The sequence below is a fragment of the Pseudomonas shiyinii genome (assembly GCF_056725765.1).
Genome location: NZ_CM161522.1, coordinates 3234149 through 3260227, shown reverse-complemented (window position 1 = coordinate 3260227; position 26079 = coordinate 3234149). Strand labels below are relative to the sequence as shown.

Below are 26079 nucleotides of genomic sequence, written 5' to 3'. Positions count from 1 at the left end.
GCCCAGGGCCTGGGCCCTCGGTGTATCACCTCGTCCAAGAAACCCAAGGTAACCACCTTGCCCATTCCGCTGCGCCACGAGCGCGGTGGGTCCGATTTCGTCACAGATAAAAACAAGCAGGTGACTTCGTTCATGAGTGGACAAAACATGCCTTCAGGCGAGCTCAAGCGTGGCCTGAAAAACCGCCATATCCAACTGATCGCCCTGGGTGGGGCCATCGGTACCGGATTGTTCCTGGGCTCGGCCGGCGTGATGAAGTCCGCTGGCCCGTCGATGATCCTCGGCTACGCCATCTGCGGCTTCATCGCGTTCATGATCATGCGCCAGCTGGGCGAAATGATCGTCGAAGAGCCTGTCGCCGGCTCCTTCAGCCATTTCGCCCATAAGTACTGGGGCGGTTTCGCCGGGTTCCTGTCCGGCTGGAACTGCTGGGTGCTGTACATCCTGGTCGGCATGTCGGAGCTGTCCGCAGTCGGCAAGTACATCCATTACTGGTGGCCAGAAATCCCGACCTGGGTCACGGCAGCAGGCTTCTTCATCCTGATCAATGCGATCAACCTGATGAACGTCAAGGTCTTCGGCGAGGCCGAGTTCTGGTTCGCGATCATCAAGGTGCTGGCCATCGTCGGCATGATCGGCCTGGGTGCCTACCTGCTGACCAGCGGCAGCGGCGGCCCCGAGGCTTCGGTGACCAACTTGTGGGCCCACGGTGGCTTCTTCCCCAACGGCGTGAGTGGCCTGGTGATGGCCCTGGCGATCATCATGTTCTCCTTCGGTGGCCTGGAAATGCTGGGCTTCACCGCCGCCGAGGCCGACAAGCCCAAGACCGTGATTCCGAAGGCGATCAACCAGGTCATCTACCGTATCCTGATCTTCTACATCGGTGCCCTGGTCATCCTGCTGTCGCTCACGCCATGGGACAGCCTGGTCGCCAGCATCGACGCTTCCGGCGGCAGCTATGGCAGCAGCCCGTTCGTGCAGGTCTTCTCGCTGCTCGGTAGCGATGTAGCAGCCCACCTGCTGAACTTCGTGGTCCTGACCGCGGCGCTGTCGGTGTACAACAGCGGCACCTACTGCAACGCCCGTATGCTCTACGGCATGGCCGAACAGGGCGATGCCCCGGCGAGCCTGGCGAAGATCGACAAGCGTGGCGTACCAGTGCGCTCGATCCTGGCCTCGGCCGGCGTGACCCTGGTTGCCGTGCTGCTCAACTACTTCATGCCGCAGCATGCCCTGGAGTTGCTGATGTCGCTGGTGGTCGCAGCCCTGGTGATCAACTGGGCGATGATCAGCTACTCGCACCTGAAGTTCCGCCAGCACCTGGATCGTACTGGCCAGAAGCCGCTGTTCAAGGCCCTGTGGTATCCGTATGGCAACTACATCTGCCTGGCATTCGTGGTGCTGATCCTGGGGATCATGCTGATGATTCCTGGCATCCAGGTGTCGGTGTACGCAATTCCGGTGTGGCTGGTGGTGATGTATGCGTTCTATGCGCTCAAGAGCAAGCGCACTGGAGTTGTGACCTCGGCTGCCGGGTCGGTGGCCAAGTAAGCGACTGTTAGGTTGTATCGGAACCCGATGCCAGGTGACTGGCATCGGGTTTTTTGTTGCCTCGGCACGCGGGCCCATCGCCGGCAAGCCGGCTCCCACAGGGATTTCGCAAGTCTTGAAAGCGGCGCAATCTCGGTGGGAGCAGGCGACAGCCTGCGATGGGCTGCAAAGCAGCCCCAAGCCCTCAAAGCTGAAGCCCCTCCAGACTCAAGGGGCCGCTTTGCGGCCCATCGCAGGCTCCGCCAGCTCCCACGAAGCGGGCGGTATTGCGAAGGCAATTGAGCTTGTCCAGCACCATAGAATCTCCCACCTGGCCTGCGCTGTTCTCAGGGATACCGCCATACCTGTGGGAGCCGGCTTGCCGGCGATGGGGCAGTGGGGCCCCGTTACATCTGAACGTTCAAGCGGCCTGGAAACCAGGCGCTTCAAATCTGCCCCAGGAGCCACCCGCGAAATGCCCGCAGCGAAGGCAGTGCCTCATTGCGCGGCGGGTAGATCAGGTAGTAGCTACGCTGGCTGGCAAAGGCCTCCCCGGCGCTGAACAGCTCCCCGCTGGCCAGCTCTTCTTCCACCAGGATCCGCGGCACCAGGCCAATCCCGATGCCTGCCCGCACCGCCTGGATCAAGTGCGACGTCAACTCGAAGCTCGGCCCCAGTCGCATCCCTCGATGGGGCAGGCCATGGTGGGAAAACCATTCGCCCCACGCATGGGGATTGTTGGCCACGTTGAGCAGCACCTGCTCGCTGATACGCCCCGGCCCCCAGGCTTGTGCATCGGTCGCGGCCTGCGGCGGCAGGATGACCACCAGCTCCTCGGCATGCAGCCGATGGCAGATCAACCCGGGCAGGTCATGGGTCGCCACCCCGATGGCCGCATCGATCTCGCTGGTCTCGAAGTTGATCGCTTCGATCCGTGAATGAATGTGCACCAGCATCCCCGGGTGCGCCGCATAGAACGCATGCAGTCGCGGTAGCAGCCATTTGGAGCCGAACGTGGGCAAGGTGGCCAAGCGCAAGGTACCGACGCCGGACTGGTACGCCAACGCCTGCAGCGTCGCGCTGCGGATACGCCCCAGCGCCTCGCTGAGTTCGCGCTGGTACAGACGCCCGACATCGGTCAGTTGCACCTGGCGGCCTTCGCGCCGGAACAGCGTCAGGCCAAGCTGGCGCTCCAGCGCCTGGACCTGGCGGCTGACCGCGCTCTGGGTCAGCGACAGTTCGGCGGCGGCGCGGGTGTAGCTTTCATGCCGGGCAGCAGCTTCGAAAGCCAGCAGCAATGACATCGAGGGTGTCAGATGGCGGTAATTCATTCATGAAACTCATTGATAGCGGCAGGAATATCCGTTTGCCCCTAGCCGGAAACTACAGGAATATTGGCACATTCGTCATCCTCGCCTGAGCAACCCATGCCAGGACGACAGGATTTCCGTGAATCAGCCCCATTAAGAGGCCATCCTTCGATGATCGCCCAGCTGTCGACCCGTGCGCCTGCCGCCGACTACCCCGAATTCCTCGAAGCCCTGCGCAGCAGCGGCTTCCGTGGCCAGATCAGCGCCGACTACGGCACCCGCACCGTGCTGGCCACCGACAACTCCATTTACCAACGCCTGCCCCAGGCCGCGGTATTCCCGATGGATGCCGACGATGTGGCGCGAGTGGCCACGTTGATGGCCGAACCGCGTTTTCGCCAGATCAAGCTGACCCCGCGTGGCGGCGGCACCGGCACCAATGGCCAGTCGCTGACCGACGGCATCGTCGTCGACCTGTCGCGGCACATGAACACGATCCTCGAGATCAACGTCGAGCAGCGTTGGGTGCGAGTCCAGGCCGGGGTGGTCAAGGACCAGCTCAACGCGGCGCTCAAGCCCCACGGGCTGTTCTTTGCCCCTGAGCTGTCCACCTCCAACCGTGCCACCGTCGGCGGCATGATCAACACCGATGCCAGTGGCCAGGGCAGCTGCACCTACGGCAAGACCCGCGACCATGTGCTGGAGCTGCACAGCGTCTTGCTCGGCGGCGAGCGCTTGCACAGTCTGCCGCTCGACGAGGCGGCGTTGGAGCAGGCCTGCGCCGCGCCCGGCCGGGTGGGCGAGGTGTACCGCACGGCGCGGGAGATCCAGCAGACCCAGGCCGAACTGATCGAAAGCACCTTCCCCAAGCTCAACCGCTGCCTGACCGGCTATGACCTGGCGCACCTGCGCGACGAGCAGGGCCGCTTCAACCTCAACAGCGTGCTGTGTGGGGCCGAAGGGTCGCTGGGTTATGTCGTCGAGGCCAAGCTCAATGTGCTGCCGATCCCGAAATACGCAGTACTGGTCAACGTGCGCTACAGCAGCTTCATGGATGCCCTGCGCGATGCCAACGCGTTGATGGCGCACAAGCCGCTGTCGATCGAGACCGTGGACTCCAAGGTGCTGATGCTGGCGATGCAGGATATCGTCTGGCACAGCGTGGCCGAGTATTTCCCGGCCGACGCCGAGCGCCCGACCCTGGGCATCAACCTCGTCGAGTTCTGCGGTGACGAGCCGGCCGAGGTCAATGCTCGGGTGCAAGCCTTTATCGATCACCTGAAGGCCGACGCCAGCGTCGAGCGCCTGGGCCATACCCTGGCCGAGGGCGCCGAGGCGGTGACCAAGGTCTATGCCATGCGTAAGCGTTCGGTGGGCCTGCTGGGCAACGTCGAAGGGGAGGTCCGCCCGCAGCCGTTCGTCGAAGATACCGCGGTGCCGCCGGAGCAACTGGCCGACTACATCGCCGACTTCCGCGCCTTGCTCGACGGCTATGGCCTGGCCTATGGCATGTTCGGCCACGTCGATGCCGGGGTATTGCACGTGCGCCCTGCGCTGGACATGAAGGACCCGGCGCAGGCCGCGCTGGTCAAACCGATTTCCGATGCCGTGGCGGCGCTCACCCAGCGTTACGGCGGCTTGCTCTGGGGCGAGCATGGCAAGGGCCTGCGCTCGGAATACGTTCCGGAATACTTCGGCGAGCTGTACCCGGCGTTGCAGCGCCTCAAAGGTGCGTTCGACCCGCACAACCAGCTCAACCCGGGCAAGATCTGCACCCCGCCGGGCAGTGCCGAGGGGCTGACGCCGGTCGATGGCGTCAGCCTGCGTGGCGACCTCGATCGCAGCATCGACGAGCGCGTCTGGCAGAGCTTCGGCAGCGCCGTGCACTGCAACGGCAACGGTGCCTGCTACAACTACGACCCCAACGACGCCATGTGCCCATCCTGGAAGGCCACACGCGAGCGCCAGCATTCGCCCAAGGGCCGCGCCTCGCTGATCCGCGAGTGGCTGCGCCTGCAGGGCGAATCGGACATCGACGTACTGGCGGCGGCGCGCAACAAGGGAGGCTGGCTCAAAGGCCTGCCGGCGCGGCTGCGCAACGCGCGGGCACGCAAGCATGGCCAGGAGGATTTCTCCCACGAGGTGTACGACGCCATGGCCGGCTGCCTGGCGTGCAAGTCGTGCGCGGGGCAGTGCCCAATCAAGGTCAATGTGCCTGACTTCCGCTCGCGGTTCCTCGAGCTGTATCACGGCCGCTACCAACGTCCATTGCGCGACTACCTGATCGGCTCGCTGGAGTTCACCATTCCCTACCTGGCCCATGCGCCGGGGCTGTACAACGCGGTGATGGGTTCGAAGTGGGTAAGCAAGCTGCTGGCCGACAAGGTGGGTATGGTCGACAGCCCGTTGATCAGCCGTTTCAACTTCCAGTCGACCCTGAGCCGTTGCCGCGTCGGCATGGCCAGTATCCCGGCATTGCGCGAGCTGACCCCGGCCCAGCGCGAGCGCAGCATCGTGCTGGTGCAGGATGCCTTCACCCGCTATTTCGAGACGCCACTGCTGGCCTCGTTCATCGAACTGGCCCATCGCCTGGGCCATCGCGTGTTCCTGGCCCCCTACAGCGCCAATGGCAAGCCGCTGCACGTGCAGGGCTTCCTCGGTGCCTTCGCCAAGGCCGCGATCCGCAATGCCACGCAGCTTAAGGCCCTCGCCGAGTGCGGCGTGCCGCTGGTGGGCCTGGACCCGGCGATGACCCTGGTGTATCGCCAGGAGTACCAGAAGGTCGAAGGCCTGGATGGCTGCCCACAAGTATTGCTGCCCCAGGAGTGGTTGATGGGTGTACTGCCCGAGCAGCCTGCGGTCGATGCCGGCCACTTCCGCCTGATGGCCCACTGCACCGAGAAGACCAACGTGCCGGCCAGCACCCGCCAGTGGGAGCAGGTGTTCGCCCGCCTGGGCCTGAAGCTGGTTACCGAGGCCACCGGTTGCTGCGGCATGTCAGGCACCTACGGGCATGAGGCGCGTAATCAGGAGGCCTCGCGGACCATCTTCGAGCAATCCTGGGCGACCAAGCTGGACAAGGAGGGGGAGGCGCTGGCGACCGGCTATTCCTGCCGTAGCCAGGTCAAGCGCATGACCGAGCGGCAACTGCGCCATCCGCTGGAAGTGGTGTTGCAGTACGCTCGACGCTGAGGCGTGAGCCGGATTCTGGACGGTGTGAAAACGCGATGACGGGCAAGGTCCCGCGAGTCAGCCGTTTTCACACTGTCGGAGGGTGTGCGCGGTTATTCCTGGTCGGCGCTGGATTGATCGTCACCATCCTGCTCGACAGCAGGCGCTGGTTCGGCGTGGGCGGCAACGGTTTGCTCTTCGGGGTTCAGGCTTGGGAAGGGAAGATTCGGGATTTCATGCATCTCGTCGTTCCTCGCAAGTGTGAGTGAAAAGACTGCGCCAGGCGCGTGTGAGGCTTCGAAAAGCTCGGGCAGGATACAGGAGTCTGGATGACAGTTTGAGTTTTTTCCGCCCTGCGGCGCCGTTCGCAAGGTGCCAGTGCTGGCCAAATCGCGGGACAAGCCCGTTCCCACAGGATCGTCGATAACCTTGTGGGAGCGGGCTTGTCCCGCGATGAGGTCGGTCAGGCTAGTGCAAGGCTACTGGCAGACGTCGGCGATCGCCGCTGCCAACTGCTCCAGGCGCTGTGCATCGGCGCCAGCGATGTTCGCCCGGCCGGTACCGACCATGTACACGCTATGCTTCTCGCGCAACAGGCGTACCTGCTCCGGGCTCAGCCCGGTGTAGGAGAACATCCCGCGTTGCGCGGCGATGTGGGCGAAGCGCTCGGCCAGGCCGTGGGGTTCCAGCGCTCTGACCAGGCCCTGGCGCAGTTCCGCGATGCGCTGGCGCATGGCGTCCACTTCCTCGACCCACAGGGCCTTGAGGGTTGGGTCGCCAAGGATCTGGGCCACCACCGCGGCGCCATGGTCGGGCGGCGTCGACCACAGGTTGCGAGCCAGCAGAGCCAGCTGGCTGCGCACATCCAGCAGCTTCTCGGCATCATGGCTGCATACCAGCAGGGCGCCGGTGCGGTCGCGATAGAGGCCGAAGTTCTTCGAACAAGAGCTGGTGATCAGCAGTTCCGGCAACTCAGCGGCGAACAAGCGCACTGCCCAGGCATCTTCCTCCAGGCCGTCGCCGAAGCCTTGGTAGGCGAAATCGATCAACGGCAGCAGGTTGCGCTTGCGCACGACTTCGAGCACGGCGCGCCAGTCGTCCTGCCCCAGGTCGAAGCCGGTGGGGTTGTGGCAGCAGGCATGCAGCAGTACCACATCGCCTTCCGGCGCCTGTTCCAGGGTCGCCAGCATGCCCGCCACATCCAGGCGGTTGTCTTCAGCCACGTAGGGGTAGTGGGACACCTTCAGCTTGGCGCCGGCGAAAATGGTCTCATGGATCGGCCAGGTCGGGTCGCTCAGCCAGATGCCACGCCCGGGCAGGCAATGGGCGATGAATTCCGCCGCCAGGCGCAGGGCGCCGGTGCCGCCTGGGGTCTGGGTGGCGCCGGCGCGCTGGCTGGCAAGCAGTGGCGAGGCACTGCCCAGGACCAGCTCACTGACCAGGCGGCCGAACGCCGCGTCGCCATGGCCGCCGACGTAGCTCTTGGTGGCTTGCTGCTCCACCAGACGCTGTTCGGCCTGTTTGACCGCCGCGGGGATTGGCGTCAGGCCCTGGGCATCCTTGAACACGCCAACACCCAGGTCGAACTTCGCCGGGTTGTTGTCACGGGCATAGGCGTCCATCAGCCCGAGGATCGGGTCGCCAGGGACCCGGCCAATGGTTGCGAAATGCATCACTTGCGCCCTTCGGCGGTCTTGGCGACTTCGTCGGTGCGCGCGCACATGATGAAGTCGTTGCGGTGCAGGCCCTTGATCGAATGGCTCCACCAGGTGACGGTGACCTTGCCCCACTCGGTCAGCAGGCCTGGGTGATGGCCTTCGGCTTCGGCGATTTCACCGACCGCGTTGGTGAACGCCAGGGCATGCTTGAAATTCTTGAACAGGAAGACGCGTTCCAGCTCCATGTGGCCGTCGCGGACTTCGATGTTCCAATCCGGGATTTCGCGGATCAGTTCGGCCAGCTCCTCGTCGGAGACTTTTGGCGCGTCGGCACGGCAGGCTTCGCAGTGGGCTTGGTTCAAGGCATTCATGGGTGTCTTTTTCCATTTTGAGTTGTTATCGGCAAGGCGGCTCAGGCGGCTGCCTTGGGTGGAAACTTCGGTGCGTGCAGGCCCAGTTTCATGGCCTGGTGAACCATGCCCATGATGTCTTCGTGGGCCAGGTCGAACAGGCGCTTGAGGTCGGGCAAGACGAAGTAGAGCGGCTGCAGGATGTCGATCCGATACGGGGTGCGCATGGCTTCGATCGGGTCGAAGGCCTGGTGCTCAGGCTCGCCGGACAGGCTGTAGACCGTTTCCTTCGGCGAGGACAGGATACCGCCACCGTAGATCTTGCGGCCTTGCGGGGTTTCCATCAGGCCGAACTCGATGGTCATCCAGTACAGGCGGGCCAGGTAGACGCGTTCCTCCTTGGTGGCCGCCAGGCCCAGCTTGCCGTAGGTGTGGGTGAACTCGGCGAACCAGGGGTTGGTCAGCAGCGGGCAGTGGCCGAAGATCTCATGGAAAATGTCCGGCTCTTGCAGGTAGTCCAGCTCTTCCGGGGTGCGGATGAAGGTGGCCACCGGGAAGCGCTTGCTGGCCAGCAGTTCGAAGAAGGTCTGGAAGGGAATCAGGGCCGGGACGCGGGCGACCTGCCAACCGGTGGTGGCGCCGAGCACCTTGTTGATCTCACCGAGCTGGGGGATGCGGTCGTGGGGCAGCTTGAGCTGGTCGATGCCGTCCAGGTACTCCTGGCAGGCGCGGCCTTCGATCACCTTCAGCTGACGGGTGATCAGGGTGTTCCACACCGCGTGTTCCTGTTGCGGGTAGTCGATAAAACCATGCGCATCGGGCTCGCGTGCCACGTATTGCGTCTGTTTCATGTGGCTCTCCTGGTGAGGGCATTCTTGTTATGTTCAGGACATGCCCTAGGAATATCGCCCTGTTGGCGTATTTGCACGGGGTGCGGGCTCGCGGTGGCGGTAGCCCACCGCCTATTTTTGTAACGATAATTTTACAAAAAACCTGATATCCCGGAAAATCACGCACATCCAGCTGGCGACTATGCTGTTTTTGTCAGCTTATCTTTACGAATTTTCCATCGGCCGCTGAAAAAATCCGCGCGCCTCGGGGCTTTTCCATGCGTATCAAAGTGCATTGCCAGAACCGCATCGGCATCCTGCGGGACATCCTCAACCTGTTGGTGGAATACGGCATCAACGTCTTGCGCGGGGAGGTCGGCGGCGACCATGGCAATGCCATCTATCTGCACTGCCCGAACCTGATCAACCTGCAGTTCCAGGCGTTGCGGCCCAAGTTCGAGTCGATCGCCGGTGTGTTCGGGGTCAAGCGGGTCGGCCTGATGCCCAGCGAACGGCGGCACATGGAGCTCAATGCGTTGCTCGGTGCCCTGGATTTCCCGGTGCTGTCGATCGACATGGGTGGCAGTATCGTCGCCGCCAACCGCAGTGCCGCTCAATTACTGGGTGTGCGGGTCGATGAGGTGCCGGGCATCCCGCTTGACCGCTACGTCGAGGATTTCGACCTGCCGGAACTGGTGCGGGCCAACAAGTCGCGCATCAATGGCCTGCGGATCAAGGTCAAGGGCGACGTCTTCCTGGCCGATATCGCGCCGCTGCAGTCCGAGCACGATGACAGCGAAGCGTTGGCCGGGGCCGTGCTGACCTTGCACCGGGCCGACCGCATCGGTGAGCGCATCTATAACGTGCGCAAGCAGGAGTTGCGTGGCTTCGACAGCATCTTCCAAAGCTCGCGGGTCATGGCTGCGGTCGTGCGCGAGGCCAGGCGCATGGCGCCGCTGGATGCCCCCTTGCTGATCGAAGGCGAGACCGGCACCGGCAAGGAGTTGCTCGCCCGTGCCTGCCACTTGGCAAGCCCCCGCGGCCAGGCGCCACTGATGGCGCTCAACTGCGCCGGCCTGCCGGAGTCGATGGCCGAGACCGAACTGTTCGGCTATGGCCCGGGCGCCTTCGAAGGTGCCCGCGCCGAGGGCAAGCTGGGGCTGCTGGAACTGACCGCAGGCGGGACCTTGTTCCTCGATGGTGTGGGGGAAATGAGCCCGCGTCTGCAGGTCAAGCTGCTGCGCTTCCTGCAGGATGGTTGCTTCCGGCGGGTGGGCAGCGATGAAGAGGTCTACCTGGACGTGCGGGTCATTTGCGCCACCCAGGTTGACCTTTCCGAGCTGTGTGCCCGCGGAGAGTTCCGCCAGGACCTCTACCACCGCCTCAATGTGCTGTCATTGCACATCCCGCCCCTGCGCGAATGCATGGATGGCCTGGAAGGGCTGGTGCAGCACTTCCTCGACCAGGCCAGCCGGCAGATCGGCTGCCCGCTGCCGCGCCTGGCGCCGGCGGCGATGGAAAAGCTCAGCCAGTACCATTGGCCGGGCAATGTGCGCCAGCTGGAAAACGTACTGTTCCAGGCCGTGTCGTTGTGCGAAGGCGGGGTGGTGAAAGGGGAGCATATCCGTTTGCCGGATTATGGTGCGCGACAACCCTTGGGTGAGTTTTCGCTGGAGGGGGATCTTGCGCAAATAGTTGGGCGTTTTGAAAAGGCCGTATTGGAATCCTTGATGCCGGAATATACCAGCAGTCGTGCATTGGGCAAACGACTGGGCGTTTCCCATACGACGATCGCCAATAAGTTGCGAGACTATGCGCTTAATAAAACAGTTGAATAATTAACGGGTATTTAAATGGGGCTGCAGCGCAGCCCCATCGAGCCTCATCAACCGTTGGAACAACCGTTCCCCATCACGCGGTATTCGAGAATGTGCTTCTGGCCCTGCGAGTCCTCATAGGTCATGCGGGCTGGCACCACTTCGCAGACGTTGGGCACTTCGCTCATGGAAAGTACCCGGGCGATGTCCAGGTGCTGCGAATAACTGTACTGTTCAACCGGAATCTGCTCGACATCCTTTGCAACGTCGTCGGCCATCGCCGCGCTGCAAAGACCGCCAAGTACCAATACCAGTAACGCTTTCATTTTCAATTTACCTGTCTAAGGTCGTGAGGGGGCACGCGGCGCTTGTGGCGCCGCGAGTACATCCAGGGTTTTCAACTATCACATTGAGAGAGGGATCAACTTTGCCTTCGTGGGGGCTGCTGTTTCAGAAGTTAATCGCCTTGCCGTTGTGGCGTGGTGAATTCTAGGGCGGGGCAGGGGAGGGAAACAGATGGCGTTTTGATAAAGTTTTTTCGCCTTTTGACAGAATCGGTAACAATCCCCTTCGGTCACGTGCTCGAATTTACGTATGGGTACCCTGTAAGCCTTGACTTAGAGCCATTGTGTAAGGTTTTTCAGGAAAACCCGCGTTTCGCTACTACCAACGTCGAATGGTTTTTCACGCTCTGGTACAGTTACAAACGTTTCCATACAAAAACAACTATTACACCGAGGTAAAACAGATGAGTGCGGCTCCACTGTATCCCGTTCGTCCCGAGGTAGCGGCCAATACGCTGACCGACGAGGCCACCTACAAGGCCATGTACCAGCAGTCGGTGATCAACCCGGACGGCTTCTGGCGCGAGCAGGCCCAGCGCCTGGACTGGATCAAGCCCTTCACCAAGGTCAAGCAGACCTCCTTCGACGATCACCATGTCGACATCAAATGGTTCGCTGATGGCACTCTGAACGTTTCCTACAACTGTCTGGACCGTCACCTGGCAGAGCGTGGCGACCAGGTCGCCATCATCTGGGAAGGCGACGACCCTTCCGAAAGCCGTAACATCACTTATCGCGAGCTCCACGAGCAGGTCTGCAAGTTCGCCAACGCCCTGCGTGGCCAGGACGTGCACCGTGGCGACGTGGTGACCATCTACATGCCGATGATCCCGGAAGCCGTGGTGGCCATGCTGGCCTGCGCGCGCATCGGTGCGATCCACTCGGTGGTGTTCGGTGGCTTCTCGCCCGAAGCCCTGGCCGGGCGCATCATCGATTGCCGCTCCAAGGTGGTGATCACCGCCGACGAAGGCGTGCGCGGTGGCCGTCGTACCCCGCTCAAGGCCAATGTCGACCTGGCCCTGACCAACCCTGAAACCAGCAGTGTGCAGAAGATCATCGTGTGCAAGCGCACCGGTGGCGACATCGCCTGGCACCAGCACCGCGACATCTGGTACGAGGACCTTATGAAGGTGGCCTCCAGTCACTGCGCGCCGAAGGAAATGGGCGCCGAGGAGCCGCTGTTCATCCTTTATACCTCCGGCTCCACCGGCAAGCCCAAGGGCGTGCTGCATACCACCGGTGGCTACCTGGTCTATGCCGCGCTGACCCATGAGCGCGTGTTCGACTATCGCCCTGGCGAAGTCTACTGGTGCACCGCGGACGTGGGCTGGGTCACCGGCCACAGCTACATCGTCTACGGCCCGCTGGCCAATGGCGCCACCACGCTGCTGTTCGAGGGCGTGCCGAACTACCCGGACATCACCCGCGTGTCGAAGATCATCGACAAGCACCAGGTCAATATCCTCTACACCGCGCCTACCGCCATTCGCGCCATGATGGCCGAAGGGCAGGCCGCAGTCGCAGGTGCCGACGGCTCCAGCCTGCGTCTGCTGGGTTCGGTGGGCGAGCCGATCAACCCTGAGGCCTGGAACTGGTACTACCAGACCGTAGGCAAGGAGCGCTGCCCGATCGTCGATACCTGGTGGCAGACCGAGACCGGCGGCATCCTGATCAGCCCGCTGCCGGGCGCCACAGGGCTCAAGCCAGGCTCGGCGACCCGCCCGTTCTTCGGCGTGGTGCCAGCGCTGGTGGACAACCTGGGCAACCTGATCGAGGGTGCGGCCGAAGGCAACCTGGTGATCCTGGACTCCTGGCCGGGCCAGTCGCGCTCGCTGTACGGCGACCATGACCGTTTCGTCGACACCTACTTCAAGACCTTCCGTGGCATGTACTTCACCGGTGACGGTGCCCGTCGCGACGAGGATGGCTACTACTGGATCACCGGCCGTGTCGACGATGTGCTCAACGTGTCCGGCCACCGCATGGGCACCGCCGAGATCGAAAGTGCCATGGTGGCCCATGCCAAGGTCGCCGAGGCGGCAGTGGTGGGCGTGCCGCACGACATCAAGGGGCAGGGTATCTATGTCTATGTCACCCTCAATGCCGGCGTGGAGCCGAGCGAGGCGCTGCGCCTGGAACTGAAGAACTGGGTGCGCAAGGAGATCGGCCCGATCGCTTCACCGGATGTCATCCAGTGGGCGCCGGGGCTGCCGAAGACCCGTTCGGGCAAGATCATGCGGCGTATCCTGCGCAAGATCGCTACCGGCGAATACGATGCGCTGGGCGATATCTCGACGCTGGCCGACCCAGGTGTGGTGCAGCACCTGATCGATACCCACAAGGCGATGAGCCTGGCTTCGGCCTGAGTCGAGGCCCGCTGGGCGCCTTGATCGCGGCGCAAGCCTGCTTCCACATTCGTATCCTGTGGGGGCGGGCTTGTCCCGCGATTGGGCCCGCAAGGCCATCCAGGTTCTTTCTCGAACCCCGCCGGGCAACCGCCGGGGTTTTGCTTTACTTACATTCTGTTACCTCGACTTACATCGGTAACCTTTCCTGTCACCCATTTCGCGCAGAAGCGGGGCGAGCCGAAACATCATGTGTTATTTCAGTGCGAACCTGTAGAGAATTTTTGCGCTCCGGCACGCTGGACTTGCCGGAATACAAGGCTTTGCCAATAATAGGCCCACTTATTGCTTCGCTTATAGGTTATTTTTCTTTTGCTCTTGCATATTCTGCTGGAGCTGTCAATATCGCCCGCCGCGGTTTCAGGCGCTTCTGTAAGTAGTTGTCGCTTTGAAGAAATATCGGCCACCGGGCTGTCGTTAAAATGCCACTCACTCGCTCGTGGTCTGCGACCTTGGTCGATACCCCCGCGGCTCGCGTTGTACCCATTCGCATGTCGGGCAGCCGTTACAACTGCCTTGTATTGCCCTGTACCGATGGAGTTACCTGATGAAGAAGCTCGCACTGCTTGGCGCCTTGGCGCTGTCCGTGTTTTCCCTGGTATCGCAGGCCGATGAAAAACCGTTGAAAATCGGTATCGAGGCCGCCTACCCACCCTTCGCCTTCAAGCAACCCGACGGCAGCATCGCCGGCTTCGACTACGACATCGGCAACGCCCTGTGCGAAGAGATGAAAGCCAAGTGCACCTGGGTCGAGCAGGAATTCGACGGCCTGATCCCGGCGCTGAAGGTGCGCAAGATCGACGCCATCCTGTCGTCCATGTCGATCACTGACGACCGCAAGAAGTCGGTCGACTTCACCAAGCGCTACTACCTGACCCCGGCACGCCTGGTCATGAAGGAAGGCACCACCGTCAGCGAAGGCCTGGCCGAGCTCCAGGGCAAGAAGATCGGCGTGCAGCGCGGCTCGATCCACGACCGCTTCGCCAAGGAGGTCCTGGCACCGAAGGGCGCCACCGTCGTGCCTTATGGCACCCAGAACGAAATCTACCTGGACGTCGCTGCCGGTCGCCTGGATGGCACCGTGGCCGATGCCACCCTGCTCGAGGACGGCTTCCTCAAGACCGACGCTGGCAAGGGCTTTGCCTTCGTGGGCCCATCGTTCACCGACGTGAAGTACTTCGGTGATGGCGTCGGCATCGCCGTGCGCAAGGGCGACAACGCCAATCGCGAGCGTATCAATGCCGCGATCGATGCGATTCGTGCCAACGGCAAGTACAAGCAGATCCAGGACAAGTACTTCAACTTCGACATCTACGGGCCTGAAGCTCAGTAAGACGTCGGGTTTCACCTGTGCAATGGTGCAAACAGCAGAGGCTCTGAGGTTTGCACCATTTTTCATTCCAAGTCCCGAGGAATCCCATCATGTTGAAAGGCTACGGGGCAGTCATCCTCGATGGGGCGTGGCTGACGCTGCAGCTCGCCCTGTCGTCGATGGCCCTGGCCATCGTGCTCGGCCTGATCGGCGTGGCGCTGCGCTTGTCGCCCGTGCGCTGGCTGGCCTGGCTGGGCGATATGTATGCCACGGTGATCCGTGGCATCCCTGACCTGGTGCTGATCCTGCTGATCTTCTATGGCGGCCAGGATGTGATCAACCGTATCGCGCCACTGGTAGGTTATGAAGACTACATCGACCTGAACCCGTTCGTGGCGGGTGTCGGCACCCTGGGCTTCATTTTCGGTGCATACCTGTCGGAAACCTTCCGCGGCGCCTTCCTGGGTATTCCCAAGGGGCAGGCCGAGGCGGGGGTGGCCTATGGCATGAGCAGCCGCCAGGTGTTCTTCCGCATCATGGTGCCGCAGATGATTCGCCTGGCGATCCCGGGTTTCACCAACAACTGGCTGGTGTTGACCAAGGCCACGGCACTGATCTCGGTGGTCGGGCTGCAGGACATGATGTTCAAGGCCAAGCAGGCGGCCGACGCCACCCGCGAACCCTTCACCTTCTTCCTGGCGGTGGCGGCCTTGTACCTGGTGCTCACCAGCATCTCGCTGGTGGCCCTGAAGTACCTCGAACGACGCTACTCGGTGGGCGTAAAGGCGGCTGAACTATGATCTTCGACTACAACGTCATCTGGGAGGCCATGCCGCTGTACCTGGGCGGCCTGCTGACCACCCTGAAGCTGCTGGCGCTGTCGCTGTTCTTCGGCCTGCTGGCGGCCATCCCGCTGGGCCTGATGCGCGTGTCCAAGCAGCCCGTGGTGAACCTGCTCGCATGGCTTTACACCTACGTCATCCGTGGCACGCCGATGCTGGTGCAGCTGTTCCTGATCTACTACGGCCTGGCCCAGTTCGAAGCTGTGCGTGAAAGTGTGCTCTGGCCTTGGCTGTCCAGTGCGACCTTCTGCGCTTGCCTTGCGTTCGCGGTGAACACCAGCGCCTACACCGCCGAGATCATTGCCGGCAGCCTGCGGGCCACGCCCCATGGCGAGATCGAGGCGGCCAAGGCGATGGGCATGTCACGCATGAAGATGTACCGGCGCATCCTGTTGCCCTCGGCCCTGCGCCGGGCGTTGCCGCAGTACAGCAACGAAGTGATCATGATGCTGCAGACCACCAGCCTTGCATCGATCGTCACCCTGATCGACATCACGGGCGCGGCGCGTACCGTCAATGCCCAGTACTACCTGCCTTTCGAGGCCTACATCACGGCGGGCGCGTTCTACCTGTGCCTAACCTTCATCCTCGTGCGCCTGTTCAAGATGGCCGAACGCCGCTGGCTCAGCTACCTGGCGCCGCGCAAGCACTGAACGCTCTGTGAGAACCGACAGCATGTACAAACTCCAAGTCCAAGACCTGCACAAGCGCTACGGCAGCCATGAGGTGCTCAAGGGCGTCTCGCTCGAGGCCAAGGCGGGCGATGTGATCAGCATCATCGGCTCCAGTGGTTCGGGCAAGTCGACCTTCCTGCGCTGCATCAACCTGCTCGAGCAGCCTCATGCCGGCAAGATCCTGCTCAACAACGAAGAGCTCAAGCTGGTGGCCGGCAAGGACGGTGCGCTGAAGGCCGCCGACCCCAAGCAACTGCAACGCATGCGTTCGCGCCTGTCGATGGTGTTCCAGCACTTCAACCTGTGGTCGCATATGACCGCGCTGGAGAACGTGATCGAAGCGCCGGTACATGTGCTGGGCGTGAACAGGAAGGAAGCGTTGGAAAAGGCCGAGCACTACCTGAACAAGGTCGGCGTGGCCCACCGCAAGGATGCCTTCCCCGGGCATATGTCCGGTGGGGAGCAGCAGCGCGTGGCGATTGCCCGTGCCTTGGCCATGGAGCCTGAGGTGATGCTGTTCGACGAGCCGACCTCGGCCCTCGACCCGGAGCTGGTCGGCGATGTGCTCAAGGTCATGCAGTCGCTGGCCCAGGAAGGTCGGACCATGGTCGTGGTGACCCACGAAATGGGCTTTGCCCGTGAGGTGTCGAACCAGCTGGTGTTCCTGCACAAGGGTTTGGTGGAAGAGCGGGGCTGCCCGCGCGAAGTGCTGGTCAACCCGCAGTCGGAGCGACTCAAGCAGTTTCTCTCCGGCAGCCTGAAGTAAAGGCTGCACCTTTGCACCAGAATAGGGCATGCTGCGCAGCGAAGCGCAGCCTGACCCGGCGCCACAGACTCGAACGAACCCAGGTTTCGGACCACGCCCTATGACCACCCAGCGAATCGGATTTCTCATCTGGCCGAGCACCCGGCCGCTGACCCTGGCGTTGGCCGAGGAAGTGTTGCGGGTGGCCCAGCGGGTTCACCCGGATGTGGTCTACGAACTGGTCTTCCTTCAAGCCGATGCCAGCCCGGACGGTGACTGGCGCTTGCCTGGCGAGCCGTGGAACGGCCGCCTGGAAGGCTGTCACAAGTTGTTTCTGCTGGCGGACGAGCCGCCATCTGCCATGGGTTCGGCGTTGTCCGCTGCGCTCAAGCAACTGGCGCGCAGTGGCTGCATGATCGGCGGGTTGTCCGCCGGGGTGTACCCGCTGGCGGCGCTGGGCTTGCTGGATGGCTATCGGGCGGCGGTGCACTGGCGTTGGCAGGACGACTTCGCCGAACGTTTCCCCAAGGTCATCGCCACCAGCCACCTGTTCGACTGGGATCGTGATCGCCTGACCGCCTGTGGCGGCATGGCCGTGACCGACCTGCTGCTGGCGGTGCTGGCCCGTGACCATGGGGCGGAGCTGGCGGGGGCGGTGTCCGAGGAGTTGGTGGTCGAGCGCATCCGCGAAGGTGGCGAGCGCCAGCGTATTCCGCTGCAGAATCGCCTGGGCTCCAGCCATCCGAAGCTGACCCAGGCGGTGCTGTTGATGGAGGCGAACATCGAAGAGCCGCTGACCACCGACGAGATCGCCCAGCATGTCTGCGTGTCCCGTCGCCAGTTGGAGCGGATCTTCAAGCAATACCTCAACCGGGTGCCGAGCCAGTACTACCTGGAGCTGCGCCTGAACAAGGCGCGGCAGATGCTGATGCAGACCAGCAAGTCGATCATCCAGATTGGATTGTCGTGCGGCTTCTCCTCCGGGCCACATTTCTCCAGTGCCTACCGCAATTTCTTTGGCGCAACGCCACGGGAAGACCGCAATCAGCGACGCAGCAGCAGCCCGTTCGAGTTGAGCTCGGCGCCGGCGGAGAAAGGCTGAGTCCGAAGCTGCTCGTATTGTCCCATCGCCGGCAAGCCGGCTCCCACCTGTCTTGCGCTATTTTCAGAGGTAAACCGCGATACCTGTGGGGGCTGGCTTGCCAGCGAAGGCGGCACACGTGTTCTTCTTCCCCGTGTGAACAGCCGTTCACCCAATCCCTCTCTCCCGTTACACTGCGCGATTGCGACAGTGTTTGTCGCATTGCCGAAAACCTCTGTAAAACAAGGTTTAGCGCTGTAACAAGTTGTCGCCTGGCAGCAAGGACAGGCGCCGATCAGTCCTTACAATCCCCTCATCGCTCGCCACTTCCAGGCCAGCGTTCCTCTTCAGGAGACTCAGATGTCCGTTGAGCAAGCCCCGGTGCAACGTGCCGATTTCGACCAGGTCATGGTTCCCAATTATTCTCCGGCGGCCTTCATTCCTGTGCGAGGCGAGGGCTCCCGCGTCTGGGACCAGTCCGGTCGCGAGCTGATCGACTTCGCCGGTGGCATCGCGGTCAACGCCCTGGGCCATTGCCATCCTGCGCTGGTCAAGGCCCTGACCGAACAGGCCAATACCCTCTGGCACGTATCCAACGTCTTCACCAACGAGCCGGCCCTGCGCCTGGCCCACAAGCTGGTGGACGCGACCTTCGCCGAGCGTGCCTTCTTCTGCAACTCCGGCGCCGAGGCCAACGAGGCCGCCTTCAAGCTGGCCCGTCGCGTTGCCCATGACCGCTTCGGCCCCGAGAAGCACGAGATCATCGCCACCGTGAACAGCTTCCACGGTCGCACCCTGTTCACCGTCAGCGTCGGTGGCCAGCCCAAGTATTCCGACGGCTTCGGTCCGAAGATCACTGGCATCAGCCACGTGCCGTACAACGACCTGGAAGCACTCAAGGCACAGATTTCCGACAAGACCTGCGCCGTGGTGATCGAGCCGATCCAGGGCGAGAGCGGCGTGGTGCCGGCCGACAAGGCCTACCTGGAAGGCGCCCGCAAATTGTGCGACGAGCACAACGCCCTGCTGATCTTCGATGAAGTGCAGACTGGCGTGGGCCGTACCGGTTCGCTGTACGCCTACCAGCATTACGGCGTCACCCCGGACATCCTGACCAGCGCCAAGAGCCTGGGCGGCGGCTTCCCGATCGGCGCCATGCTGACCACCACCGACCTTGCCAAGCACCTGGCCGTTGGTACCCACGGCACCACCTATGGCGGCAACCCGCTGGCCTGTGCCGTGGCCTGCGCCGTGCTGGACGTGGTCAACACCCCGGAAACCCTTGCAGGCATCAAGGCCAAGCACGAGCGCTTCAAGGCGCGTCTGGAGAAGATCGGCCAGCAGTCCGGCCTGTTCACCCAGGTGCGGGGCGTCGGCCTGCTGATCGGTTGCGTACTCGCCGACGCCTGGAAGGGCAAGGCCAAGGACATCCTCAATGCCGCCGAGAAGGAGGGCGTGATGGTCCTGCAGGCCGGCCCGGACGTGGTGCGTTTCGCCCCGAGCCTGGTGGTCGAGGATGCCGACATCGACGAAGGCCTGGCGCGCTTCGAGCGTGCCGCGGCCAAGCTGACCCAGGGCTGACAGCGCTGTGGTCCCTTCGCCGGCCCTGACCCTGGCCAGGGCCGGCGATACCTGAATTCCAGAGCGGGCGCGCGTTGAACACCGCGCCCGTCGTTTTTCCGTGCCGACCTGTCGGCCTGTTTTCCAAAGGAGTGACACCATGCTGGTGATGCGCCCCGCGCAAATGGCGGACCTGAACGAAGTGCAGCGTATGGCTGCCGACAGCCCCATTGGTGTCACCTCGCTGCCAGACGACGCCGGTCGCCTGGGCGACAAGATCGCTGCCTCGGAAACCTCCTTCGCCGCCGAAGTGAGCTTCAACGGCGAGGAGAGCTATTTCTTCGTGCTCGAAGACAGCGAGACCGGCAAGCTCGCCGGCTGCTCGGCGATCGTCGCCTCGGCAGGCTATTCCGAGCCGTTCTACAGTTTTCGCAACGAGACCTTCGTGCACGCCTCGCGCGAGTTGAAGATCCACAACAAGATCCATGTGTTGTCGCTGTGTCACGACCTGACCGGCAACAGCCTGCTGACCAGCTTCTATGTCTTGCCGGAGCTGGTGAACAGTAGCTGGGCCGAACTCAACTCCCGTGGCCGCCTGCTGTTCATGGCCTCGCACCCTGAGCGTTTCGCCGATTCGGTGGTCACCGAGATCGTCGGCTACAGCGACGACCAGGGCGAGTCGCCGTTCTGGGACGCCATCGGCCGCAACTTCTTCGACCTCAACTATGCCGACGCCGAGCGCCTGTGCGGCCTGAAGAGCCGTACCTTCCTCGCCGAGCTGATGCCTCATTACCCGATCTATGTGCCGCTGTTGCCGGACGAAGCCCAGGAAGCCATGGGCCAGGTCCACCCGCGGGCGCAGATCACGTTCGACATCCTCATGCGCGAAGGCTTCGAGACCGAGCACTACATCGACATCTTCGATGGTGGCCCGACCCTGCACGCACGCACCTCGGGCATTCGCTCGATCGCCCAGAGCCGGGTGGTGCCGGTCAAGCTCGATGACAGCCCGATCAAGGGCGGGCGCGCCTACCTGGTGTGCAACGGCCAATTGCAGGACTACCGCGCGGTGTTGCTGGAACTGGACTGGGTGCCGGGCAAGCCGGTCAGCCTGACCCGTGAAGCTGCCGATGCCCTGGGCGTCGGTGAAGGTGGCAGCGTCCGCTTGGTCGCCGTCTGAACCCCAGGGTCGGTATCGAGAGATTCGCGGCAGGCAAAGACCGCCGCACAAGGAGATAGCATGATCGTTCGTCCCGTACGCAGCAGCGACCTACCCGCGCTGATCGAATTGGCACGCAGCACCGGCACCGGCCTGACCACCTTGCCGGCCAACGAAGACCGCCTCGGGCACCGTGTCGGCTGGGCCGAGAAAAGTTTCCGTGGCGAAGCCGAGCGCGCCGATACCGACTACCTGTTCGTATTGGAAAACGACGAGGGCCTGGTGGTCGGCATCTGTGCCATTGCCGGCGCCGTCGGCCTGCGCGAGCCCTGGTACAACTACCGGGTCGGCCTGACTGTCAGCGCTTCCCAGGAGCTGAAGATCTACCGCGAGATCCCCACCCTGTTCCTGGCCAACGACCTGACCGGCAACTCTGAGCTGTGCTCGCTGTTCCTGCGCAGTGACTACCGCACCGGCCTCAACGGCCGCCTGCTGTCCAAGGCACGTATGCTGTTCATCGCCGAGTTCCCGGAGCTGTTCGGCAACAAAATCATCGCTGAGATGCGCGGCATGTCCGACGAGCATGGCCGCTCGCCGTTCTGGGAGAGCCTGGGCCGGCATTTCTTCAAGATGGAGTTCAGCCAGGCCGACTACCTGACCGGCGTGGGCAACAAGTCGTTCATTGCCGAGCTGATGCCCAAGTTCCCGCTGTATACCTGCTTCCTGTCTGAGGCCGCGCGCAACGTCATCGGTCGCGTGCACACCGATACCGAGCCTGCTCTGGCCATGCTCAAGCGCGAAGGCTTCAGCTACCAGGGCTACGTCGACATCTTCGACGCAGGCCCGGCCATCGAGTGCGAAACTTCGAAGATCCGCGCCGTGCGTGAAAGCCAGACCCTGGTGTTGGCCGTCGGCACGCCGGGCGACGACGCCACCCCTTATCTCATTCATAACCGCAAGCGCGAGGACTGCCGCATCACCGCAGCGCCTGCGCGCCTGGCAGCCGGCACCCTGGTGGTCGATCCTCAGACCGCCAAGCGCCTGCGCCTGGGCGCCGGCGACAATGTGCGCGCCGTGCCGCTGTCCGCCAGCCGGGAGGCCCAGTAAATGACGACCCATTACATTGCCGGCCAGTGGCAGGCCGGGCAGGGCCAGGCCCTGCAATCGCTCAATCCCGTCACCCAGGCCGTGGTCTGGGAGGGGCAGGGCGCCGACGAGGCTCAGGTGCAGGCTGCCGTACAGGCGGCGCGCCAGGCCTTCCCGGCCTGGGCGCAACTGAGCCTGGATGCACGCATCAGCGTGCTGGAAGCCTTCGCCGAGCAGCTAAAGGCCAATGCAGATGCACTGGCCCATTGCATCGGTGAGGAAACCGGCAAGCCCTTGTGGGAATCGGCCACCGAAGTCACCAGCATGGTCAACAAGGTCGCCATTTCGGTGCAGAGCTACCGCGAGCGCACCGGCGAAAAGAGCGGGCCGTTGGCCGACGCCACTGCTGTGCTGCGGCACAAGCCCCATGGTGTGGTGGCTGTGTTCGGCCCCTACAACTTCCCGGGCCACCTGCCTAACGGCCATATCGTCCCGGCGTTGTTGGCGGGCAACTGCGTGGTATTCAAGCCCAGCGAGCTGACCCCCAAGGTGGCCGAACTGACCGTCAAGTGCTGGGTCGAGGCCGGCCTGCCGGCCGGTGTGCTGAACCTGGTCCAGGGTGGCCGCGAAACGGGGGTGGCCCTGGCTGCCAACCCGGGTATCGATGGCCTGTTCTTCACCGGGTCCAGCCGTACCGGCAACCTGCTGCACCAGCAGTTCGCCGGGCGCCCCGACAAGATCCTGGCCCTGGAGATGGGCGGCAACAACCCACTGGTGGTGGACGAAGTCCAGGACGTGGATGCGGCGGTCTACACCATCATCCAGTCGGCATTCATTTCCGCAGGCCAGCGCTGCACGTGCGCCCGCCGTCTGCTGGTGCCGCAAGGCGCCTGGGGCGACGCGCTGGTCCAGCGCCTGGTCGAGGTCTGCCGCAGTATCAGTGTCGGCGCGTTCGACCAGCAACCGGCGCCCTTCATGGGGTCGGTGATTTCCCTGCAGGCCGCTCGCGCGCTCATGGCCGCCCAGGCTGAGCTGTTGGGCAAGGGCGCCGTGGCCCTGCTGGAGATGACCCAGCCCCAGGCCGATTCCGCCTTGCTGACCCCTGGCATCCTCGATGTGACCGCCGTGGGCGAACGCCCGGACGAAGAATTCTTCGGTCCGCTGCTGCAGGTGATCCGCTACGCCGACTTCGATGCGGCCATCGACGAGGCCAACAACACCCAATACGGCCTGGCCGCCGGGCTGCTGTCGGATTCGCGTGCGCGCTACCAGTACTTCTGGCTGCGCAGCCGCGCGGGCATCGTCAACTGGAACAAGCAGCTGACCGGCGCTGCCAGCAGTGCACCGTTCGGCGGCGTGGGCGCCAGTGGCAACCATCGCGCCAGTGCTTACTACGCGGCCGACTACTGCGCCTACCCGGTGGCCTCGTTGGAAACCGCCAGCCTCACCCTGCCGGCGACCCTGACGCCGGGCGTCACCCTATAACAACAGGTCTCGGAGCCTTGCCGATGAAATCCTACGAAGTGAATTTTGATGGCCTGGTGGGGCCGACCCACAACTACGGTGGCCTGTCCTACGGCAACGTAGCTTCGCAGAGCAACAGCCAGCAGCAGTCCAACCCGCGTGAGGCGGCGCGCCAGGGCCTGGCGAAAATGAAAGCCCTGGCCGACATGGGGTTCAAGCAGGGTGTGCTGGCGCCGCAGGAGCGCCCGGATGTGACCGCGCTGCGTCGCCTGGGCTTTACCGGCAGTGATGCCGAAGTGATCCGCCGCGCCGCCAAGGACGCCATGCCGCTGCTGGTGGCAAGCTGTTCGGCCTCGAGCATGTGGGTGGCGAACGCCGCCACAGTCAGCCCGAGCGCCGATACTGCCGATGGCCGGGTGCATTTCACTGCCGCCAACCTCAACTGCAAATACCACCGCAGCATCGAGCACCCGACCACCAGCCGTGTGCTGGGCGCCATGTTCGCCAACGAACAGCATTTCGCCCACCACGAAGCCCTGCCGGCCGTGGCCCAGTTCGGTGACGAAGGCGCGGCCAACCACACGCGCTTCTGCCGCGCCTACGGCGAGCCTGGGGTGGAATTCTTCGTCTATGGCCGCAGCGCCTTCGACAGCCGTTACCCTGCACCGCAGAAGTATCCGGCACGGCAGACCCTCGAAGCCTCCCAGGCCGTGGCGCGCCTGCATGGGCTGACCGACGACGGTGTGGTCTACGCTCAACAGAACCCGGCGGTGATCGACCAGGGTGTGTTCCACAACGACGTGATTTCGGTGGGCAACGGCGAAGTGCTGTTCTACCACGAAGATGCCTTCCTCGAGACCGACGCGGTGCTTGGCCAGTTGCAGGCTAAACTGGCCAGCAAGGGCGGCAACTTCCAGGCGATCCGTGTGCCTCGCGCGGCGGTGACGGTGGAAGACGCGGTGCGCTCCTACCTGTTCAACAGCCAGCTGCTCAGCCGCGACGACGGCTCCATGCTGTTGGTGGTGCCGGAGGAGTGCCGCAATAACGAGCGCGTCTGGTCCTACCTGGGGCAGTTGACCAGCCAGGGTGGCCCGGTCAAGGAGGTCAAGGTATTCGACCTCAAGCAGAGCATGCAGAACGGTGGTGGCCCTGCCTGCCTGCGCTTACGCGTGGCCTTGAAGGACAATGAACTGGCGGCGGTCAACCAAGGCGTTATCATGACCGCCTCGCTGTACGACACCTTGGTCCAGTGGGTCGACAAGCACTACCGCGATCGCCTGGGCGAGGCGGACCTGGCCGACCCGCAACTGCTGGACGAATGCCGTACGGCCTTGGATGAGCTGACCCGGATCCTGAAGCTGGGCTCGGTCTATCCGTTCCAACGCCAACCTTGAAGAGAGAACTTGTAATGTCCGATGCCCTGCGGCTGATCCTTGAAGACAACGACGGCACCCAGCTGGAAACCTCCTGCACCCGCTTTGCGGTGGTCTGGCAAGGCAAGGAGGTATGGATCCAGCAGGACGGCCGTGGCCAGCTGCTGATTGGCGTCGACGTCGAGGACGGCGATACCGAGTACGCCAACCTGTTGCTGCGCCCCATGGCCACCAACCTGGTCAGCCTGCAGCTGGAAATGGAACCAGCCGACATCGGCGACGACGACCACGTGCATGGCCCGGACTGCGGTCACGATCACTAAGGAAACGCCCTATGCTCGCCCTCGGAAAACTGCTTGACCTGACCCTGGCCGACCATGAGCCGGCCGAGAAGACGCAAGTGACCGTCGGGGGTGTGCGTTTGCGCTGGCTGGGCGAGGGCGCCCTCGAAGTGCGCCCGCCCGAGGGCAAGGACACGGGGCTGGACCTGCTGCTCTCGGCAGGTATCCACGGCAACGAGACCGCGCCCATCGAGTTGCTCGACGAGCTGTTGCATGGCGTGGCCCGGGGCGAGATCAAGCCGCGGGCGCGGGTCCTGTTCCTGTTCGGCAACCCTGAGGCCATCCGCAAGGGGGAGCGTTTCGTCGAACAGGACATCAACCGCCTGTTCAACGGCCGGCATGAGCTGTCCAGCGGTGCCGAAGCCCTGCGCGCAGCGGAGCTGGAACAATTCGCCCGGGTGTTCTTCAGCATGCCCGGGCGCACCCGCCTGCACTACGACCTGCATACGGCGATCCGTGGTTCGAAGATCGAACAGTTCGCCCTGTATCCCTATAAAGAAGGGCGCCAGCATTCCCGGCGCGAACTGGCGCGCTTGCGCGCTGCAGGCATGGAGGCGGTGCTGTTGCAGAGCAAGTCGTCGATCACCTTCAGTGCCTTCACCTACGAGCAGCTGGAAGCCGAGGCCTTCACCCTGGAGCTGGGCAAGGCGCGGCCGTTCGGACAGAACCAGCAGGTCAACCTCGACCGCCTGCAGGCGCGTCTGGTGCAGATCATCGAAGGTACCGAGCCAGAGGGGGACGACAACCTCGATGGCCTGCAATTGTTCAGCGTCGCCCGGGAAATCATCAAGCACAGCGACAGTTTCCATCTGCACCTGCCGACGGATATCGAGAACTTCTCCGAGCTGAGCAAGGGCTACCTGCTGGCCGAAGACCTGGCCGAGATGCGCTGGATCGTCGAAGAGGAGGGGGCGCGTATCATCTTTCCCAACCCCAGGGTCAGGAACGGGCTACGGGCCGGGATCCTGGTCGTGCCAGACTCGGGGCAGCGGCTTGGCGCATGATTCGAGCCCTGCGCAAGGCAAGC

General features: G+C 63.3%; 22 protein-coding genes. 16 read left to right on the top strand and 6 right to left on the bottom strand.

The window, feature by feature from the left end; genetic code table 11:
* The first annotated feature begins 132 nt into the window (after positions 1-132).
* Positions 133-1551, top strand: coding sequence for an amino acid permease (locus ACXHGZ_RS14635; RefSeq protein WP_480460377.1), 1419 nt, complete (start codon positions 133-135; stop codon positions 1549-1551).
* Between the two features lie 425 nt (positions 1552-1976).
* Here ACXHGZ_RS14635 and ACXHGZ_RS14630 read toward each other — a convergent pair whose 3' ends face one another.
* Entirely contained in the window at positions 1977-2861 is an 885-nt protein-coding gene (locus ACXHGZ_RS14630) for a LysR substrate-binding domain-containing protein (RefSeq protein ID WP_480460376.1), read from the bottom strand.
* A gap of 150 nt (positions 2862-3011) precedes the next feature.
* Here ACXHGZ_RS14630 and ydiJ point away from each other — a divergent pair, with 150 nt between their 5' ends.
* Positions 3012-6032 carry a D-2-hydroxyglutarate dehydrogenase YdiJ gene (gene ydiJ / locus ACXHGZ_RS14625; RefSeq protein ID WP_480460375.1) on the top strand — a complete coding sequence of 1007 codons (3021 nt, stop codon included), beginning with the start codon at positions 3012-3014 and terminating at the stop codon, positions 6030-6032.
* Positions 6033-6124: 92 nt separating this feature from the next.
* Here ydiJ and ACXHGZ_RS14620 read toward each other — a convergent pair whose 3' ends face one another.
* From ACXHGZ_RS14620 to phhA, 4 genes are all read right to left on the bottom strand, one after another.
* Entirely contained in the window at positions 6125-6253 is a 129-nt protein-coding gene (locus ACXHGZ_RS14620) for a hypothetical protein (protein ID WP_263498516.1), read from the bottom strand.
* A 237-nt stretch (positions 6254-6490) separates the two neighbouring features.
* Positions 6491-7687 carry an amino acid aminotransferase gene (locus ACXHGZ_RS14615; protein ID WP_480460374.1) on the bottom strand — a complete coding sequence of 399 codons (1197 nt, stop codon included), beginning with the start codon at positions 7685-7687 and terminating at the stop codon, positions 6491-6493.
* A complete protein-coding gene (locus ACXHGZ_RS14610; RefSeq protein ID WP_084858300.1) occupies positions 7684-8040 on the bottom strand; it encodes a 4a-hydroxytetrahydrobiopterin dehydratase in 357 nt (118 codons plus the stop codon). Before ACXHGZ_RS14610 ends, ACXHGZ_RS14615 begins: the two co-directional genes overlap by 4 nt.
* A gap of 41 nt (positions 8041-8081) precedes the next feature.
* Positions 8082-8870 (bottom strand): phenylalanine 4-monooxygenase, encoded by a 789-nt coding sequence (phhA, locus tag ACXHGZ_RS14605; protein ID WP_084858299.1) that lies wholly within the window; start codon positions 8868-8870, stop codon positions 8082-8084.
* Positions 8871-9127: 257 nt separating this feature from the next.
* On the opposite strand from phhA, the gene ACXHGZ_RS14600 reads away from it, so the two are divergent.
* Complete coding sequence (locus ACXHGZ_RS14600; protein ID WP_480460373.1) at positions 9128-10687, top strand: sigma-54-dependent transcriptional regulator; 1560 nt, start codon at positions 9128-9130, stop codon at positions 10685-10687.
* A 47-nt stretch (positions 10688-10734) separates the two neighbouring features.
* On the opposite strand, the gene ACXHGZ_RS14595 is transcribed toward ACXHGZ_RS14600, so the two are convergent.
* Complete coding sequence (locus ACXHGZ_RS14595) at positions 10735-10992, bottom strand: DUF2790 domain-containing protein (RefSeq protein WP_480460372.1); 258 nt, start codon at positions 10990-10992, stop codon at positions 10735-10737.
* A 422-nt stretch (positions 10993-11414) separates the two neighbouring features.
* Between ACXHGZ_RS14595 and acs the strand changes: the two genes are divergently transcribed.
* From acs to astE, 13 genes are all read left to right on the top strand, one after another.
* Positions 11415-13376 (top strand): acetate--CoA ligase, encoded by a 1962-nt coding sequence (gene acs, locus ACXHGZ_RS14590; protein ID WP_084858296.1) that lies wholly within the window; start codon positions 11415-11417, stop codon positions 13374-13376.
* A 586-nt stretch (positions 13377-13962) separates the two neighbouring features.
* Positions 13963-14748 (top strand): ABC transporter substrate-binding protein, encoded by a 786-nt coding sequence (locus tag ACXHGZ_RS14585; RefSeq protein WP_480460371.1) that lies wholly within the window; start codon positions 13963-13965, stop codon positions 14746-14748.
* An 89-nt stretch (positions 14749-14837) separates the two neighbouring features.
* The gene (locus tag ACXHGZ_RS14580; protein ID WP_084858294.1) at positions 14838-15527 is read left to right on the top strand and encodes an ABC transporter permease; all 690 of its coding nucleotides are present in this window, start codon (positions 14838-14840) and stop codon (positions 15525-15527) included.
* Positions 15524-16222 carry an ABC transporter permease gene (locus tag ACXHGZ_RS14575; protein WP_224456441.1) on the top strand — a complete coding sequence of 233 codons (699 nt, stop codon included), beginning with the start codon at positions 15524-15526 and terminating at the stop codon, positions 16220-16222. Before ACXHGZ_RS14580 ends, ACXHGZ_RS14575 begins: the two co-directional genes overlap by 4 nt.
* Positions 16223-16244: 22 nt before the next feature.
* Positions 16245-17009, top strand: coding sequence for an ABC transporter ATP-binding protein (locus ACXHGZ_RS14570; protein WP_084858292.1), 765 nt, complete (start codon positions 16245-16247; stop codon positions 17007-17009).
* Between the two features lie 100 nt (positions 17010-17109).
* A complete protein-coding gene (argR, locus tag ACXHGZ_RS14565) occupies positions 17110-18090 on the top strand; it encodes a transcriptional regulator ArgR (RefSeq protein WP_084858291.1) in 981 nt (326 codons plus the stop codon).
* Between the two features lie 339 nt (positions 18091-18429).
* Positions 18430-19650 carry an aspartate aminotransferase family protein gene (locus ACXHGZ_RS14560; RefSeq protein ID WP_084858290.1) on the top strand — a complete coding sequence of 407 codons (1221 nt, stop codon included), beginning with the start codon at positions 18430-18432 and terminating at the stop codon, positions 19648-19650.
* Positions 19651-19789: 139 nt separating this feature from the next.
* The gene (aruF, locus tag ACXHGZ_RS14555) at positions 19790-20809 is read left to right on the top strand and encodes an arginine/ornithine succinyltransferase subunit alpha (protein ID WP_084858289.1); all 1020 of its coding nucleotides are present in this window, start codon (positions 19790-19792) and stop codon (positions 20807-20809) included.
* A gap of 60 nt (positions 20810-20869) precedes the next feature.
* Positions 20870-21895, top strand: coding sequence for an arginine N-succinyltransferase (gene astA / locus ACXHGZ_RS14550; protein ID WP_084858288.1), 1026 nt, complete (start codon positions 20870-20872; stop codon positions 21893-21895).
* Positions 21896-23359, top strand: a complete 1464-nt coding sequence (astD, locus tag ACXHGZ_RS14545; protein WP_480460370.1) for a succinylglutamate-semialdehyde dehydrogenase — start codon at positions 21896-21898, stop codon at positions 23357-23359.
* A gap of 23 nt (positions 23360-23382) precedes the next feature.
* The gene (gene astB, locus ACXHGZ_RS14540; protein WP_480460369.1) at positions 23383-24732 is read left to right on the top strand and encodes an N-succinylarginine dihydrolase; all 1350 of its coding nucleotides are present in this window, start codon (positions 23383-23385) and stop codon (positions 24730-24732) included.
* A 14-nt stretch (positions 24733-24746) separates the two neighbouring features.
* On the top strand, positions 24747-25034 hold the full coding sequence (locus ACXHGZ_RS14535) for a topoisomerase II (protein WP_084858285.1): 288 nt from the start codon (positions 24747-24749) through the stop codon (positions 25032-25034).
* An 11-nt stretch (positions 25035-25045) separates the two neighbouring features.
* Positions 25046-26056 (top strand): succinylglutamate desuccinylase, encoded by a 1011-nt coding sequence (gene astE, locus ACXHGZ_RS14530; RefSeq protein ID WP_480460368.1) that lies wholly within the window; start codon positions 25046-25048, stop codon positions 26054-26056.
* The last annotated feature ends 23 nt before the right edge of the window (positions 26057-26079 follow it).

Bases quoted from the DNA above. Each gene is read 5' to 3' on its own strand.
- ACXHGZ_RS14630 (WP_480460376.1), bottom strand. From the start codon at position 2,861: ATGAATTACCGCCATCTGACACCCTCGATGTCATTGCTGCTGGCTTTC.
- ACXHGZ_RS14580 (WP_084858294.1), top strand. From the start codon at position 14,838: ATGTTGAAAGGCTACGGGGCAGTCATCCTCGATGGGGCGTGGCTGACG.
- astB (WP_480460369.1), top strand. From the start codon at position 23,383: ATGAAATCCTACGAAGTGAATTTTGATGGCCTGGTGGGGCCGACCCAC.
- astD (WP_480460370.1), top strand. From the start codon at position 21,896: ATGACGACCCATTACATTGCCGGCCAGTGGCAGGCCGGGCAGGGCCAG.
- phhA (WP_084858299.1), bottom strand. From the start codon at position 8,870: ATGAAACAGACGCAATACGTGGCACGCGAGCCCGATGCGCATGGTTTT.
- ACXHGZ_RS14595 (WP_480460372.1), bottom strand. From the start codon at position 10,992: ATGAAAGCGTTACTGGTATTGGTACTTGGCGGTCTTTGCAGCGCGGCG.
- ACXHGZ_RS14620 (WP_263498516.1), bottom strand. From the start codon at position 6,253: ATGCATGAAATCCCGAATCTTCCCTTCCCAAGCCTGAACCCCGAAGAG.
- ACXHGZ_RS14570 (WP_084858292.1), top strand. From the start codon at position 16,245: ATGTACAAACTCCAAGTCCAAGACCTGCACAAGCGCTACGGCAGCCAT.
- ACXHGZ_RS14635 (WP_480460377.1), top strand. From the start codon at position 133: ATGAGTGGACAAAACATGCCTTCAGGCGAGCTCAAGCGTGGCCTGAAA.
- astE (WP_480460368.1), top strand. From the start codon at position 25,046: ATGCTCGCCCTCGGAAAACTGCTTGACCTGACCCTGGCCGACCATGAG.
- astA (WP_084858288.1), top strand. From the start codon at position 20,870: ATGATCGTTCGTCCCGTACGCAGCAGCGACCTACCCGCGCTGATCGAA.
- ACXHGZ_RS14610 (WP_084858300.1), bottom strand. From the start codon at position 8,040: ATGAATGCCTTGAACCAAGCCCACTGCGAAGCCTGCCGTGCCGACGCG.
- ACXHGZ_RS14535 (WP_084858285.1), top strand. From the start codon at position 24,747: ATGTCCGATGCCCTGCGGCTGATCCTTGAAGACAACGACGGCACCCAG.
- ACXHGZ_RS14560 (WP_084858290.1), top strand. From the start codon at position 18,430: ATGTCCGTTGAGCAAGCCCCGGTGCAACGTGCCGATTTCGACCAGGTC.
- ydiJ (WP_480460375.1), top strand. From the start codon at position 3,012: ATGATCGCCCAGCTGTCGACCCGTGCGCCTGCCGCCGACTACCCCGAA.
- ACXHGZ_RS14600 (WP_480460373.1), top strand. From the start codon at position 9,128: ATGCGTATCAAAGTGCATTGCCAGAACCGCATCGGCATCCTGCGGGAC.
- acs (WP_084858296.1), top strand. From the start codon at position 11,415: ATGAGTGCGGCTCCACTGTATCCCGTTCGTCCCGAGGTAGCGGCCAAT.
- argR (WP_084858291.1), top strand. From the start codon at position 17,110: ATGACCACCCAGCGAATCGGATTTCTCATCTGGCCGAGCACCCGGCCG.
- ACXHGZ_RS14585 (WP_480460371.1), top strand. From the start codon at position 13,963: ATGAAGAAGCTCGCACTGCTTGGCGCCTTGGCGCTGTCCGTGTTTTCC.
- aruF (WP_084858289.1), top strand. From the start codon at position 19,790: ATGCTGGTGATGCGCCCCGCGCAAATGGCGGACCTGAACGAAGTGCAG.
- ACXHGZ_RS14575 (WP_224456441.1), top strand. From the start codon at position 15,524: ATGATCTTCGACTACAACGTCATCTGGGAGGCCATGCCGCTGTACCTG.